Origin of the sequence: Acinetobacter sp. YWS30-1, assembly GCF_033558715.1 — a bacterium.
In the GTDB taxonomy this organism is placed as follows: domain Bacteria; phylum Pseudomonadota; class Gammaproteobacteria; order Pseudomonadales; family Moraxellaceae; genus Acinetobacter.
On the sequence record NZ_CP114606.1, the window covers coordinates 2745016 to 2760320 of the forward strand.

Annotated in this window: 13 protein-coding genes, 2 tRNA genes and 1 pseudogene; 11 read left to right on the forward strand and 5 right to left on the reverse strand. The window is 42.1% G+C overall.

Annotated features, from left to right (window positions below; translation table 11 throughout):
- Window positions 1–2: 2 nt before the first annotated feature.
- The 4 genes and pseudogenes from rsmH to O4M77_RS13055 all read right to left on the reverse strand — a co-directional run bounded on the left by rsmH (window position 3) and on the right by O4M77_RS13055 (window position 3940).
- On the reverse strand, window positions 3–914 hold the full coding sequence (gene rsmH / locus O4M77_RS13040) for a 16S rRNA (cytosine(1402)-N(4))-methyltransferase RsmH (RefSeq protein ID WP_034702209.1): 912 nt from the start codon (window positions 912–914) through the stop codon (window positions 3–5).
- Between the two features lie 190 nt (window positions 915–1104).
- The gene (locus tag O4M77_RS13045) at window positions 1105–2124 is read right to left on the reverse strand and encodes a sulfate ABC transporter substrate-binding protein (protein ID WP_180033717.1); all 1020 of its coding nucleotides are present in this window, start codon (window positions 2122–2124) and stop codon (window positions 1105–1107) included.
- 242 nt (window positions 2125–2366) lie between these two features.
- Window positions 2367–2573: pseudogene (locus O4M77_RS13050) on the reverse strand (sulfate ABC transporter substrate-binding protein); the annotation flags it as partial.
- 59 nt (window positions 2574–2632) lie between these two features.
- The gene (locus tag O4M77_RS13055) at window positions 2633–3940 is read right to left on the reverse strand and encodes an RNA-guided endonuclease InsQ/TnpB family protein (RefSeq protein WP_131260640.1); all 1308 of its coding nucleotides are present in this window, start codon (window positions 3938–3940) and stop codon (window positions 2633–2635) included.
- Window positions 3941–3999: 59 nt separating this feature from the next.
- On the opposite strand from O4M77_RS13055, the gene tnpA reads away from it, so the two are divergent.
- From tnpA to O4M77_RS13090, 7 genes are all read left to right on the forward strand, one after another.
- Window positions 4000–4398: an IS200/IS605 family transposase gene (gene tnpA, locus O4M77_RS13060; RefSeq protein WP_004970281.1), complete on the forward strand. Its 399-nt coding sequence runs from the start codon at window positions 4000–4002 to the stop codon at window positions 4396–4398.
- A gap of 473 nt (window positions 4399–4871) precedes the next feature.
- Window positions 4872–5177, forward strand: coding sequence for a hypothetical protein (locus O4M77_RS13065; protein WP_159122701.1), 306 nt, complete (start codon window positions 4872–4874; stop codon window positions 5175–5177).
- A 139-nt stretch (window positions 5178–5316) separates the two neighbouring features.
- Window positions 5317–6825, forward strand: a complete 1509-nt coding sequence (gene gltX / locus O4M77_RS13070) for a glutamate--tRNA ligase (RefSeq protein ID WP_323713548.1) — start codon at window positions 5317–5319, stop codon at window positions 6823–6825.
- 57 nt (window positions 6826–6882) lie between these two features.
- Window positions 6883–6958 (forward strand) — tRNA-Ala (locus tag O4M77_RS13075).
- A 36-nt stretch (window positions 6959–6994) separates the two neighbouring features.
- Window positions 6995–7070, forward strand: a tRNA-Glu gene (locus O4M77_RS13080).
- 143 nt (window positions 7071–7213) lie between these two features.
- Window positions 7214–7555, forward strand: a complete 342-nt coding sequence (locus O4M77_RS13085) for a hypothetical protein (protein WP_004787163.1) — start codon at window positions 7214–7216, stop codon at window positions 7553–7555.
- A 318-nt stretch (window positions 7556–7873) separates the two neighbouring features.
- Entirely contained in the window at window positions 7874–8284 is a 411-nt protein-coding gene (locus O4M77_RS13090; protein WP_159122703.1) for an SEL1-like repeat protein, read from the forward strand.
- A 43-nt stretch (window positions 8285–8327) separates the two neighbouring features.
- Here O4M77_RS13090 and ettA read toward each other — a convergent pair whose 3' ends face one another.
- The gene (ettA, locus tag O4M77_RS13095) at window positions 8328–9989 is read right to left on the reverse strand and encodes an energy-dependent translational throttle protein EttA (protein WP_005233568.1); all 1662 of its coding nucleotides are present in this window, start codon (window positions 9987–9989) and stop codon (window positions 8328–8330) included.
- 319 nt (window positions 9990–10308) lie between these two features.
- Between ettA and O4M77_RS13100 the strand changes: the two genes are divergently transcribed.
- The 4 genes from O4M77_RS13100 to O4M77_RS13115 all read left to right on the forward strand — a co-directional run bounded on the left by O4M77_RS13100 (window position 10309) and on the right by O4M77_RS13115 (window position 15288).
- Window positions 10309–11586 carry a bifunctional O-acetylhomoserine aminocarboxypropyltransferase/cysteine synthase gene (locus O4M77_RS13100; RefSeq protein ID WP_180016608.1) on the forward strand — a complete coding sequence of 426 codons (1278 nt, stop codon included), beginning with the start codon at window positions 10309–10311 and terminating at the stop codon, window positions 11584–11586.
- A gap of 294 nt (window positions 11587–11880) precedes the next feature.
- Window positions 11881–12768, forward strand: a complete 888-nt coding sequence (locus O4M77_RS13105; protein ID WP_034169744.1) for an SDR family NAD(P)-dependent oxidoreductase — start codon at window positions 11881–11883, stop codon at window positions 12766–12768.
- 215 nt (window positions 12769–12983) lie between these two features.
- Window positions 12984–13766, forward strand: a complete 783-nt coding sequence (gene hisIE / locus O4M77_RS13110; protein ID WP_159122705.1) for a bifunctional phosphoribosyl-AMP cyclohydrolase/phosphoribosyl-ATP diphosphatase HisIE — start codon at window positions 12984–12986, stop codon at window positions 13764–13766.
- A 19-nt stretch (window positions 13767–13785) separates the two neighbouring features.
- The gene (locus O4M77_RS13115; protein WP_034590271.1) at window positions 13786–15288 is read left to right on the forward strand and encodes an AAA family ATPase; all 1503 of its coding nucleotides are present in this window, start codon (window positions 13786–13788) and stop codon (window positions 15286–15288) included.
- The last annotated feature ends 17 nt before the right edge of the window (window positions 15289–15305 follow it).

The window sequence follows — 15305 nt, forward strand, 5'->3', positions numbered from 1 at the left end:
TATTAAGCTAAACGTTCTGCCACGCGCAGCCATGCGCTACGTGAACGAGGATTGGCTTTAACTTCCTCATCACTTGCCTTGACCCGGGCGATTTTCTTTAAACGTCGCGTATCCTTTTGTTGTTGCGGCATTCCCCAGCCTGAATCTTCTTCAAGCGTTGATTCTTTTTGAATAAACTGTTTAATCAACCGGTCTTCTAATGAATGAAAGCTGATCACAGCCAAACGTCCCTCTGGTTTTAAAATTTCAACCGCTTGAGGGAGGAAAGTTTCAATATCTTCTAATTCTTTATTAATAGCAATACGAATTGCCTGGAAAGTTCGGGTGGCAGCATGTTTATTTTTTTCCCATTTTGGATGGGCAACTTTCACAATTTCCGCCAGTTTGGCTGTGGTATCAATATATCCGGCAGCCTTGATCGCTTTGGCTATACGACGACTATAACGCTCTTCCCCATACTGAAAAATCACATTGGCCAGTGCTTCTTCTTCAATATCCACCAGCCATTCTGCTGCAGTCGGACCTTGCGAGTTGTCCATACGCATATCCAGCGGGCCATCTTTCATAAAGCTGAAACCGCGTTCTGCCTGATCCAGCTGCGGTGAAGACACCCCTAAGTCAGCCATCACACCATCTACACTTTCAATACCCTGCTCAGCTAATGCCTGTTTTAAATCAGCGAAGCTGGCATGGATAATTTTAAAACGTGAATCTCCCTGTTCCAGTTCTGCGGCAACAGCCAATGCTTGCGGGTCTTTATCGAAAGCATAGACGCGTGCATTTTCATCTAATTTGGAAAGTAATAAACGTGTATGCCCACCGCGACCAAAGGTTCCATCCACATAAATTCCCGTATTGCGACCAGCCAGTAAGGCATCAATCGTTTCGTGAAGTAATACAGAAATATGTGACATAAAAACTCAATCAATAGGGCGAAAAATTTAACTGCACATTATCACTCTGTTTAGCTAAAGCTCCAAACGACTTTTTGTAGATAAATATTAATTTCTATAGAGAAAACCGTTTTTATTTTTCGACAGCCGATAAAAAAGCCTCCATCGAGGAAGCTTTTTTATATTTTAAATTTATTTTCTAATCAACAGATTAACGCTTCGAGTTATAGATCTGGTCGAAGATTGCGCCATTCACAAAGTGAGTTTTCTGTGCATTGGCCCAGCCACCGAATACTTCATCAATGGTAAAGGTTTTAATTTTTGGGAACTGTGATGAATATTTGGCTAATACTTTCTCATTACGTGGACGGTAGAAATGTCGTGCTGCCATGTCCTGACCAAGTGGAGAGTAAAGATAGTTGATATAACCTTTAGCTAACCATTTATTGCCATTTTTATCTACGGTACGATCTACGATGGCTACAGAGGGTTCAGTCAGAATGGTCAAAGATGGATAAACGATATCAAACTTATTTTTACCGAGAGTTTTTTGTGTTACTAGGGCTTCATTTTCCCAAGTTAACAACACATCACCAATATTACGTTCAGCAAATGTGGTCATCGATGCACGTGCAGCAGAGTCCATCACTTTGACGTTTTTATAAAGCTTGCCGACAAATTCTTGGGCTTTGGCTTTGCTACCACCCGGCTGTTTCTCTGCATAACCCCAAGCTGACAGATAAACCCAACGTGGCAAGCCACCAGTTTTCGGATTTGGTGTAATAATTTCTACACCCGGTTTAGTCAGATCTTTCCAGTCTTTAATTCCTTTGGGGTTATCCTTACGTACCATGAAGACAATCGTTGAAGTATAAGGTGCAGAATTGTGCGGGAACTCTTTTTGCCAGCCTGGCTGGATCTGACCAGATCTTACGATCTCTTCAATATCGTTTGCCAATGCCAAGGTCACCACATCACCTTTTAAACCGTCAACCACAGAACGGGCCTGTTTACCTGAACCGCCGTGAGACTGTTTAAAGTTCACATCAATACCGGTTCGTTTTTTCCAGTAGGCACCAAAAGATTTGTTGAATTCGTCATAGAATTCACGGGTCGCATCATAAGAAACGTTCAGGAATTCACGATCCGCGGCTTGGCTCGCAGTTGCAGTATATGTCAGACCTGTTGCCAATAAGGCAGCACTAACCAGTGATTTTAATTGAGTTTTCATAAGAGCATCGGGAGATTATCTTCATTAGATATAACTATATGAAATAAAATTATTTTTCGCAATTGAGCAAACAAAGTGCATACAGGGTAATATTTAGTTATTTTTTGTTTTAATTTCATGTTTTATATAATAAAAATATCTAAATTAAAGGCTTATTCTATTTTTATAGCATTTTATGCTTTAGATATAAAAAAAACGGATAATAAATTATCCGCTTTCTACTTATGGTTCAGTAATTAGAATTATTTACGGTTTTCCGCAGAGATTTGATCGTAGATGGCTCCATTCACAAAATGGGTTTTCTGCGCTTTTGCCCAGCCGCCAAAGACTTTATCAATGGTAAAAGTCTGGATTTTTGGGAATTGCGCCGCATATTTTGCTGCTGCTTTAGCATCACGTGGACGGAAGTAATATTTCGCTGCCAGCTCCTGCCCTTTTGGTGAATATAATTGACATACTCCCACCACTTTCGTTTTCACTCAAGTGGGGGATTCTAAAAGCAAAGCTCTTAGGCGACTTCCTCACGGATTTCGCTTGCTTTCTGCTTCTTAGGGCGACCTTTACCGCATCCACCCTCCACAGACAAAACGGCATGTCCTGCCGACAATATATTACGAGATGCGTTTAAATCCGCATTCGCAACATAACCGCATCCGACACACTCAAATTTAGCTTGAGTTTGTCGGTTTTCTTTTGCTACATGACCACATTCACAGCAGGTTTGACTTGTGTACTTCGGATCAACTTTTACAAGTAATCCACCTCGCCATTGTTGCTTATATTCCAACATACTAACGAGCATGCCCCAACCTTGATCTAGGATTGATTTGTTTAAGCCTGACTTAGCTTTTACATTCTTTCCTTGATTTTCGATTGTGCCACTTGCTGACTTCGACATATTTGCTACTTTTAAATCCTCAACAGCAATCATTGCGTGGTTTTTGCTGAGCGTTGTAGTGATTTTTTGCAAGTAGTCATGACGAATATTGGCAATGTGATGATGTAGTTTATTGATTTTAAAATTCAGTTTTTTCCAATTTTGACTAAATTTAACTTTCTTTCTCTGCTTCCGTTGAAGTCTAGCTAATTTAATCTGATTGGTTTTAAAGCTATTGATCGGGTCAAAGACCTGACCATTTGAGGTAGTGATTAATTTCTTAACACCAAGATCAACACCAATCGCTGATTTTGATGGGTGGATCGGCATTTCAGTAAGTTCTGTTTCAGTACAGAATGAAACGTACCAACGTCCTGACACCTTACTGATCGTCACATTTTTTATTGTGCCTAGAATCTCTTGCGACTTCCTGAATTTAATAACACCTACGCCATTAGGGAGTTTGAGTTTATTTCCTTTAACCCAACAGTATTTATCGAATTGTACAAGGCGAATGGAATCATAACCGTCTGATTTTTTCTTAAATCTAGGCATAAGTGGGCGCAACTGAACCTCAGTACCATCAGCCAATTTAAAAAATTTAGGTTTCTTAGGTTTGCGCTTTTTTTCTTTTAGTCGAGCATGTTCTTTAGGGTTGAAAAACTTCCCCCATGCTGATGCAAGATCACGAACTTTTTGTTGAAGTGACACAGCATTTGAATTTCCATCTAAAAAGCTAAACTGAGGATTCTTTTTCAGTGCTGTTATCTTTTTTACTAGATTCACCGCATTAATGTGTTTATTTTGAGCAAACATTTCAAATGAAATTGCTAATATTTGATTCCAAACAAAGCGTGCAGAGCCAACGAGATTATTTAAAATAACCTCTTGCTCGACATTAGGCTCAAGCCTAAATTTATACGCTTTATTGATTTTCATTAATGAGTGTGTATCTGGTAATATGGTGCTGATTCTAACATTTTAGGTATATTTTTTCAATGAGTGAGATATATAAAAACCGACATTCAGCCTTTAATCTTCATGTTCATTTAGTTTTTATAACGAAATATCGAAAAAAAATACTAGGTGAGTTGCATCATAAATATTTCAATGAGTGTGCAACTGAAATATGTAAAGATTTTGATGCTGAATTAAAGGAATGTAATGGTGAATCCGACCATGTTCACATGCTTATTCAGTATCCACCAACGGTACAGTTAAGCAAATTGGTTAATAATTTAAAGTCTGTAACAAGTAGAAGAATGCGAAATGAGTTTTTAGACTTGAGAGGGAATTATACAAAACCTGTTTTATGGTCAAGATCATATTTTGCAGGGTCTTGTGGTGGTGCGCCTTTGGAAATAATCAAACAATATATTCAGAATCAACAAGGTTGAAATTTGTGAAATTCACCTCCACCCTGACTGACGGGTGGAGTCCTCTTTCACTTGGAGATAGTAGAAGTTATTATCTTTTTCATGATGGGCACTCATTGCTAATTTACTCAGCACTATATAAACAAAAAAATTACTTAACAATCATGTGTTTATAATATTTTATCCAATCATATTCTATTTTTGATATATATGCTCACAATTCATTTCGGATACATTTTCCCCTAAAAATTTAATATCCTGCTACAATATAAGACAGTTCTTCACGATCTCTACACAGTTATCTGTTACAAATAGGCAACTTAAATGTGGAAATCCTGAGATTTAGTAATTTTCCACAGAGAAATATTAGTTTTTTGTAAAAAATGTGACTTGGTTCTACTTTTTCATATCTGAATGTGATTAGATTGTAGCCAGTATTATAACAACATTTTTAACAAAACAAGATTAACCAAAGCCAAGGAGGAAGTTTGGATATGAAATTTAAAATATTTACAGCCAGCATCCTAAGTCTTATCACGCTGTTCTCGATTCAACTTGGCCATGCCGTAGTTGTGAAAACAGAGCTACCTAAAGCCTCTGTAAGTGCAATTGAAGTGAAAACCTCACCAATTGAAAAAGCAATTCAGCAACATAAAGCTGATAAAAATGCTTTTCATACTGAGGATGAACTTAAAGCGCTGACTGCGTTCAAATCAAATCCGACTCAAAGCTTTTTTGCAGCTCAAAACTTGCGCTTTACCCGCTTTGTGCAAAGTATCTTTTCTCCGAGCAATTCATAAGACTTAGTTTTAGTTCTCCACATTCGTTATATTTTGCTCATCCTGAAAAGCCGCATCATTCAATGTTGAATAAAGCATTAAGTGATGTGGCTTTTTCGTTATAATAGCTGCAATTTTATATTTAAGATTAGATCCGGTTATGACTGTTCGTACTCGTATTGCACCTTCTCCTACCGGTTTCCCGCATGTGGGAACTGCCTATATTGCCCTGTTCAACCTGTGTTTTGCCAAACAGCACGGTGGCAAATTCATTCTTCGTATTGAAGATACGGATCAGCTGCGTTCTACTCCTGAATCTGAAAAAATGATTCTGGACTCCCTACGCTGGTTAGGCCTGAACTGGTCAGAAGGTCCAGATGTCAGTGGTCCACATGCACCGTACCGTCAGTCAGAACGCATGAGCATCTATAAAAAATACGCAGAAGAACTGGTAGATAAAGGTCATGCCTTCTACTGCTTCGCAACAGCGCAAGAACTGGATGAAATGCGTGCTGAACAGCAGGCTCGTGGCGAAACTCCACGCTATGATGGCCGCGGTCTAAAACTGTCTAAAGAAGAAGTGGCACGTCGTCTGGCAGCTGGTGAACCGCACGTGATCCGTATGAAAGTGCCGACTGAAGGGGTATGTACCTTTAATGACATGCTCCGTGGTGAAGTAGAAATTCCATGGGCGCAAGTCGACATGCAAATTCTGCTAAAAACGGATGGTCTGCCAACTTACCATTTGGCAAACGTGGTTGATGATCACCTGATGCAAATTACGCATGTGATTCGTGGTGAAGAATGGATTCCATCTGCACCGAAACATCAGTTGCTGTACAAATACTTTGGTTGGGACATGCCAGTCCTGTGCCACATGCCTCTACTGCGTAACCCAGACAAATCAAAACTGTCTAAACGTAAGAACCCGACCTCAATTAACTACTACAAAGATATCGGCGTATTGCCAGAAGCATTGCTGAACTATCTAGGCCGTATGGGCTGGTCAATGCCAGATGAGCGTGAAAAATTCACTTTGGCTGAAATGATTGAACACTTTGACATTAACCGTGTCTCTCTGGGTGGTCCTATCTTCGATATTGAGAAACTCAACTGGTTAAATGGCCAATGGATTAAAGCTCTCTCTCCTGCTGAACTGTTAGATACCTTACTGGCTTGGAAAGCAGACCGTGCCAAACTGGAAGAAATCGCTGCTGCAATTCAACCACGGATCAATCTGCTGTCTGAAGCAGTGAACTGGTCAGCGCACTATTTCAACCATTTCCCGACTTTGACTAAAGAACAGTTCGAAAGCAAAAAACTTTCTGAAGAACAAGTGCGTCAAAGCCTGCAATTTGCGATCTGGCGTCTAGAAAGCCTGTTCACCTGGAACAATGACACTGTTAGCCAAACGTTGATGGATCTGGCGAATCAGATGAGCATTAAATTACGTGACTTTATGCCAGCGTTCTTTATTGCGATTGCCGGTTCAACCGCTTCTACCCCAGTCATGCAGACCATGGTCACTATTGGTCCGGATCTAACTTTTGCCCGTCTGCGCCACGCGCTGGAAGTGGTCGGTGCTCCTAGCAAGAAAGAAGTAAAAGCTTGGGAAAAACTGAATGAGAGTCTGAAACTGCCGAAAAATGAAGCAGTTGATCAAGCTTAATTTATTTTTTAGTTGACGTCTAAGCGTTATATCCATAATATAGCGCTCACACAGACTGGGGTCATAGCTCAGTTGGTAGAGCGCTACAATGGCATTGTAGAGGTCAGGAGTTCGATCCTCCTTGACTCCACCAAATAAGTCTTGCTTTACCTATGTATTTGCCTCATTTGTCCCTATCGTCTAGAGGCCTAGGACATCGCCCTTTCACGGCGGTAACCGGGGTTCGAATCCCCGTAGGGACGCCATATTCAAGATGGCAACATCTTAATAAAAAACCCAAGCATTGTGACTTGGGTTTTTTATTGTCTGTCTGTTTTATATTGGCGGTATTTCGGTTTTTGCGTATCTTCCGATAAAATAATCAGTAATTTAGAATTTTGGAGTAGTAATGCAATATCGTTGCCCTAAATGTCAAAGCCCAAAAATCATGCCCGTTGCTCAGCCAGGTCAACCGGCGGCGCGCCCAGTCGTGCCTAAAAGCCTGATCATGCTGGTGCCTGCCCTGTTTGTATTATTGCTGCTGGTCATCATTAGCATCGCGATGTGGATTTTTGGAGATGGTGCAGGTACGACTTTACAGACCGCTACTGTGATCGTGTTTATTATCTGTCTGATCGCAGGCTTCATGTTCTATAAAGATTTGCCTGATTTTAAAATTTCCATGCAGGCTTTCATGCAAAGCCAAAAGAAATGGAAATGCCGTGAATGCAATCATGAGTGGGAAATCTGATTTCTAGAGTTCACTCATTTTCAAAGCCGAAAAATCTTGCATGTTTATGCAAGATTTTTTTATTAGTAAAACTAAATCTTCTAACCCCTAATATCAAAATGTCGACTAGAACAACAAATTCATATTTCTTCCAATTTGCTTCACTTTTAAAATGAAGTTTTTTTATTTCTACTGCTTGTTTTTGCTCATTAAATACACAAAAATATCAACATGAGACTAAAAGCATGTAATTCATTACCGAAATAAAACCGCTTTATATTGTAGTCTTTAGTGGATAGTTTAATTAATTGTTAATAATGGCAAAGGTGAGGAATAAAAATGCTTAAACTTAAAAAAGTCATACATTTTCTGTTTTCTCATGATGAGCCAACAGGTTCAGAAATGGAAAATTATATTTCTGAAGCAGACACCTATTATCTGGAAGCTGTACAGTTTGAAAAGCTTTGCCATATTTTAAAGCAACGCCAAGCTGAACAATTTCAAATTACGCAGCTAGAGCAGCAAGAAAATTATCAACGCAATGCTTTCTGGAACTACTTAAGTGCAGCAACACGTGGTCACGCCGAAGCGCAATATAGACTGGGTAAACACTTTCTTAAAGGTAGTCTAGGTTTAGATCAGAATTATTTTCATGCTGAGGAATGGCTGAATAAGGCTAAACAGCAAGGTCATTTAAAAGCTGCACAACTGTTATCAAATACTTATAGCCAAATGAGTGTCCAATATTAAAGAAAAAAACCAGCCCGAAAGCTGGTTTTTTTATGCGCTTTGATTAAGCACCAATTTTGCGATATTTCTGACGCTTCGCTGCCAGATCATCGCCATATTTCTTACGGCGATACTCTTCAAACTCGGTATAGTTACCGGTGAAGAATTCTGGAGTCTCATCTTCAAATGACAAGATGTGAGTCGCAATACGGTCCAGGAACCAACGGTCATGCGATACCACCATCACACAGCCCGGGAAGACCAAAATCGCATCTTCTAACGCACGTAAAGTTTCTACGTCCAAGTCGTTTGATGGTTCATCGAGCAGGATTACGTTCGCACCTTGTTGCAGGATTTTCGCAAGTTGTAAACGGTTACGCTCACCACCTGACAATTCACCTACACGTTTTTGCTGATCTTGGCCTTTAAAGTTAAAGCGCCCAATATAAGCACGAGATGCAATTTCGTAATCACCCACTTTCAGGATATCCAGACCGCCAGACACTTCTTCCCAAACGGTTTTATTGTCATCCAGGGTGTCACGAATCTGACCCACATAAGCAACTTTTACAGAATCACCCAAAGTCACTGTACCAGTATCGGGTTGCTGTTCGCCCGTCATCATACGGAACAATGTAGTTTTACCTGCACCGTTTGGACCTACGATACCGACAATCGCTGTTGGTGGTACTGTGAAAGACAAGTCTTTATACAGCAGTTTGTCACCAAACGATTTGCTAATCCCTTCAACTTCAACCACCTTGTTGCCCAGACGCGGACCAGGTGGAATATAGATTTCAGATGTTTCGTTACGTTGCTGGAATTCACGAGAGTTAAGCTCTTCGAAACGCTCCATACGTGCTTTGTTTTTCTTCTGCTGGCCTTTCGCATTTGAACGAACCCATTCAAGTTCTTTTTTCAATGCTTTAGCAAACGATTCTTCCTGCTTGTTCTCTTGTTCTAAACGCGCATTTTTCTGTTCCAGCCAAGAAGAATAGTTACCTTGGTAAGGAATACCATGTCCACGGTCAAGCTCCAGAATCCACTCGGCCACGTTATCAAGGAAGTAACGGTCGTGCGTAATCGCTACGATGGTGCCCGGGAAGTCTTTCAGGAAGCGTTCCAGCCAAGATACAGACTCTGCATCCAAGTGGTTAGTTGGTTCGTCGAGAAGCAGCATGTCTGGTTTAGACAGCAGTAAACGGCACAATGCAACACGACGGCGTTCACCACCTGAAAGCATGGTTACATCTGCATCCCATGCAGGCAGATTTAATGCTGCTGCAGCCTGTTCCAGCTGGTTATTCAGGTTATGCGCATCCCAAGTCTGGATAATTGCTTCCAGTTTTTCCTGCTCTTTTGCTAGTGCATCGAAGTCTGCATCTGGATCTGCATAGTCTGCAAATACCTGATCAAGGCGCTCTAATGCATCAAGTGCTTCACGTACGCCGTCTTCAACGTTGCCACGAACGTCTTTGGTTGGATCAAGTGGTGGTTCTTGCTCGAGGTAACCAATTTTGATACCCGGTTGCGCACGTGCTTCACCAGAGAAATCTTTATCTACGCCCGCCATAATACGAAGCAAAGTAGATTTACCTGCACCGTTCAGACCAAGCACACCAATTTTTGCGCCTGGGAAAAATGATAAGGAGATATCCTTGAGGATTTCGCGCTTTGGCGGAACCATCTTGGACACTCGGTTCATCGTATAAATATATTGGGCCACGTAGGACTCCTCAATTGAAAAACCAAATGGGGGAAGAAACAAACTCCCCCTGCTCAATCATGAGCGAAAAAATAATCGGCTATTATACGCAGAAAGTCTTCAAAACATAAGCCATTCACGTGAAGTTAATGCCTTGTTACAAGTTTAATCCTGTTTATTTTTCAAACAGCATTTCTGACACCTAAACTTGCATTATTTTATTGATGCTATATCGTTAATTAAGATATTCATTTGAATAAATATGCACTTTTCTTCATATTTCAAGTGCTAATATTTGAGCAGTTTCATTACAGCTAAAAACACAAGAAGACCAACGATCATGACTCATAAAGCAGAAACTTTAGCGATTCACGCAGGCTATAGCCCGGAACCTACTACTAAAGCTGTGGCAGTGCCAATTTATCAAACCACCTCATATGCCTTTGACAATACTCAGCACGGTGCCGATCTGTTTGACCTGAAAGTTCAGGGCAATATTTATACCCGCATTATGAACCCTACCACAGCGGTGCTAGAACAACGTATTGCAGCTCTGGAAGGTGGTATTGGTGCGCTGGCTTTAGCTTCGGGTATGGCTGCGATTACCTATGCGATTCAGACCATTGCTGAAGCGGGTGACAATATTGCTTCGGTGTCCACTTTATATGGTGGCACCTATAACCTGTTTGCACATACCCTGCCTAAACAAGGGATCGAAGTTCGCTTCTTTGATTATCAAGACCCGGAAGCATTACGTGGCCTAATTGATGACAAGACCAAACTGGTTTTTGTGGAATCAATTGGAAACCCACTGGGCAATATTATTGACCTCGAAGCGATTTCCAAGATTGCCCATGAATATGGCGTACCAGTCATCGTTGATAATACGGTTGCCACCCCAGTCCTACAAAAATCTTTTGATTTCGGTGCCGACATCGTGGTGCATTCACTCACCAAATACATTGGCGGTCATGGTAATTCGATCGGCGGTATTATCGTGGATAGTGGCAAGTTCCCATGGGGGCAACATGCCGAGCGTTTCCCTGCTCTGAATACACCTGATCCAAGCTATCACGGTGTCAATTATGTCGAAGCTTTAGGTGAAGCTGCCTATATCGCGCGTGCTCGTGTCGTACCTCTGCGTAATACCGGGGCAGCGATCAGCCCGCAAAATGTATTTTTAATTCTGCAAGGCTTGGAAACTTTGAGCCTGCGTATGGAACGTCATACCGAAAATGCGCTGAAGGTTGCAGAATATTTGCAACAACATCCAAAAGTAAAATGGGTCAATTATGCCGGTCTGAAAGATCACCCGCAGCATGCTTTGGCACAAAAATATGTGAAAGGTAAACCGTCTGCCATTCTGACTTTTGGTGTAGAAGGTGGCCGTGAAGGCGGTGCCCGTTTTATCGATGCCCTGCAACTGTTCACCCGTCTGGTCAATATTGGGGATGCTAAGAGTCTCGCCTGTCATCCTGCAACCACCACCCACCGCCAGCTCAATCCTGAAGAGCTCAAATCAGCAGGTGTGAGTGAAGATATGGTTCGCTTATCGATTGGAATTGAACACATTGATGACCTGATTGCGGATCTGGAACAATCTCTTGCAGCAGTTTAAGCGCCATTTTAAAGCAGAAAACTCCAGCAAAAATGCTGGAGTTTTTTTATTTATTTTTTGAATACAATCACTTGCTTTGTGATTTATTTTCATGATAAAAATCAATTGAAACGGCGAACACAATTAGAGCAATTACTCTAATTTTTATTTTATTTTCAATAGTTTAATGTATAGATTTTCTTAAATAATTAGTTATTATATTAGTACTCATCTTCGCTCTTATCTCTTTAGAGCCATCTTTGATTTTTTAATAAAAATAATTTGAACGCAGTCTTCAAATTAGGGATAACAAACGTGAAAACTAGACTACAGAAACAATTGGAAAAACGTATTGCAGGTAAAACTGTTCTCATTACAGGCGCATCCAGTGGTATAGGTTTAACGACGGCACATCAGCTGGCAGATGCTGGCGCACATGTTTTACTGGTCGCGCGTACCAAAGACACCCTAGAACAAGTAAAAAAAGAAATTGAATCCAAAGGCGGTAAAGCTTCAGTATTTCCATGTGATCTCAACAATATGGAATCCATTGATGAAGTGTCCAAACAGATTATTGCTTCAGTCGACCATATCGATATCCTGATTAACAATGCGGGCCGCTCGATTCGCCGTGCGGTGCATGAATCAGTAGATCGTTTTCATGATTTTGAACGTACCATGCAGCTAAATTATTTTGGTGCAGTGCGCCTGGTGATGAATATCCTGCCGCAAATGATGATTCGCCGTGCAGGTCATATCATCAATATCAGCTCGATTGGTGTATTGGCGAACGCCACCCGCTTCTCGGCTTATGTCGCATCTAAAGCGGCACTGGATGCTTTCAGCCGCTGTCTGTCTGCAGAAGTCCATTCACATAAAGTTGCAATCACTTCAATTTATATGCCTTTGGTTCGTACACCAATGATCGCACCGACCAAGATTTATAAATATGTGCCTACCTTGTCTCCGGAACAGGCAGCCGAACTGGTTGCTTATGCGATTGTGAAACGTCCGAAGAAAGTGGCGACCAATCTGGGACGTCTGGCTTCGATTACCTATGCGATTGCACCAGACATCAACAATGTCCTGATGTCGATCGGTTATAACCTGTTCCCAAGCTCTTCAGCATCAGTGGGTCAGCCACAAAAACTGAACTGGGTGCAAAAGGCCTATGCACGGATCTTCCCGGGCGAGCACTGGTAATTTCTTCAAGAATATTCCGGCCGCCTACTGGCGGCTATTTTATTTCTGTACTTTAGCGATTCAGCCGCTCAGGTTTATAATCTGAATGCGCCCAACGACACATCCTGTCTTTTCAGGCACAGATTTTTGCCGCAAATGCGACGAGATCACGTACACTATGGACGGATATTTCCTATCCATCTTTTTATATTCTGATTCAATTAATGGAAACCCTTATGAACAACGTGCAATGGCTCGATGAAGTAAAATTTAACGAACAAGGTCTGATTCCTGCCATTGCCCAGCACCATCAAACTGGTCGTGTATTGATGGTCGCCTGGATGAACCGTGAAGCGCTGGCTTTAACTGCCGAAAAAAATCAGGCAGTATATTTCTCCCGCTCACGTAACAAGTTATGGCATAAGGGCGAAGAATCTGGCCATTTCCAAACTGTGCATGAAATCCGTCTGGACTGTGATGCGGATGTAATTATTTTACAGATTGAACAGCATGGTGGTATTGCCTGCCATACCGGCCGTGAATCATGTTTCTACCGTAAATTAACCCCAAATGGCTGGGAAATTGTGGATGCACAAATCAAAGATCCAGCAGCAATCTATGGTGAAAAATCAACAAATCCACATACCCTTGCTATGAATGCCTCAACCGCTCAGTCTGAACAGGTTGAAGTATTGTCATACTTGGGCGAGATGATGGCAGAGCGTAAGAAAGCCGATCCGGAATCCTCTTATGTGGCCAAGCTGTACCATAAAGGCCTCAACAAGATTCTGGAAAAAGTCGGTGAAGAAAGCTTTGAGACCGTGATCGCGGCTAAAGATTTCAAAACTGAAGCCTCTGAAGACAACAAGAATGACCTGATCTATGAAGTGGCTGATCTATGGTTCCATACCATTGTGATGCTCGGTTACTTCGACCTGGATCCGCAACTGGTCCTGAATGAACTGGCACGCCGTCAGGGTCTATCCGGTCTGGTTGAAAAAGCCAATCGCCAACATTAAATCGTGAATGAATCTACCTGTGTCTGATCTGCAAAAACCCAAAGCGACCTATGAGCAGGCAACTGCTATTGATAACGCACGTCTGGGAAAATCTTTTAAAGTCATTGCCTATGCGGGCACAGGTAAAACTACGACCCTGCAAATGATCAGTGATGCCATGCCGGAACGGCGCGGCATGTATCTGGCGTTTAATAAATCCATTGCCTCAGAAGCACAAAACAAGTTTCATCGTGGTGTCGACTGCCGTACTTTCCACTCCCTGGCTTTTCGCAGTGTTCCACGTGGAGTCACGGATAAACTACGCCTACCGCGTTTAAGTCCAAGCTTTATTGCCAAAGAATATCGCCTTGAACCGATGACCTTGCGCCGGATGATGGGCGGACGTTATGAAAAATATGTGCTGATGCCTTCGCGTCTGGCCAGTCTGGTTGCGAACGCAGTCGGCTATTTCTGCTCGACCAGTTCGCAATATCCCGCCCCGCGACATATTCAGGCACCGAGCTGGCTACACCCAGATGATATTGAAGCATTGCAAAAGAAACTTTATCCAGCAGTTGAACGGCGTTGGTTAGAGTCAATTGATCCCAATCATCAGGCCGGGATTGGGCATGATATTTACCTGAAACTTTGGGCATTGTCTGAGCCCAATATTCCTGCCGACTATGTGCTGTTTGATGAAGCACAGGATGCCGATCCGCTAATGCTTGGAATTTTGCTAAAACAGCGTAGCACTCAGGTCATCTATGTCGGCGATGCGCACCAGCAAATTTATGCCTGGCGTGGCGCAGTGAATGCCATGCAGCAGCTGCCGCTACCCGAATCTCGTCTGACCACTTCCTTCCGTTTCGGGCCTGAAATTGCGCTGAATGCTAATGCGATTTTAGGAGCATTGAATGAAACCGTGCCCCTACTCGGCAATCCGCACTTAAATTCCAAAGTGGTCAATAAACCGCACACTAAACTACGCGATGCGATTCTATGCCGGACCAATGCGCGTGCTATGGAACTATTACTTGCCGGTTTAGTACGTGGCGATAAAGTCAGCCTGCAAGCGGATCATGTCAAACTGAACCGTTTTGTTGATGCCGCTGCGATGCTGAAACAGGGCAAGCGTGTGGTTGATGTGCCTGAACTGGCCTGGTTTAACTCATGGCATGATGTACACGAATACTGTGAGACCAATGAAGGCAGTGATATCAAGCCTTTAGTCAAACTGGTTGATGAACATGGCACTGATCCCCTGAAAACTGCCCTCGCCAAAATCACCCCAATCGGACAAGCGGACTACATCATCTCTACCGCGCATAAGGCCAAAGGTCTGGAATGGGATCGTGTGCATATTGAAGATGACTACCAGTTCAAGCTGAATGAGAAAGACCATAAAATTAGTGACGAAGAGTTACGTCTGCTTTACGTGGCCTGTACTCGTGCTAAAGTAAGCTTAAATATTCATCACATTTATGACCTCATTCAACAACTGAAAATCAGGATGCCACAGTCACTGCGCCAAGCCGTTGGCTAAGGTAAAACATAGATGTA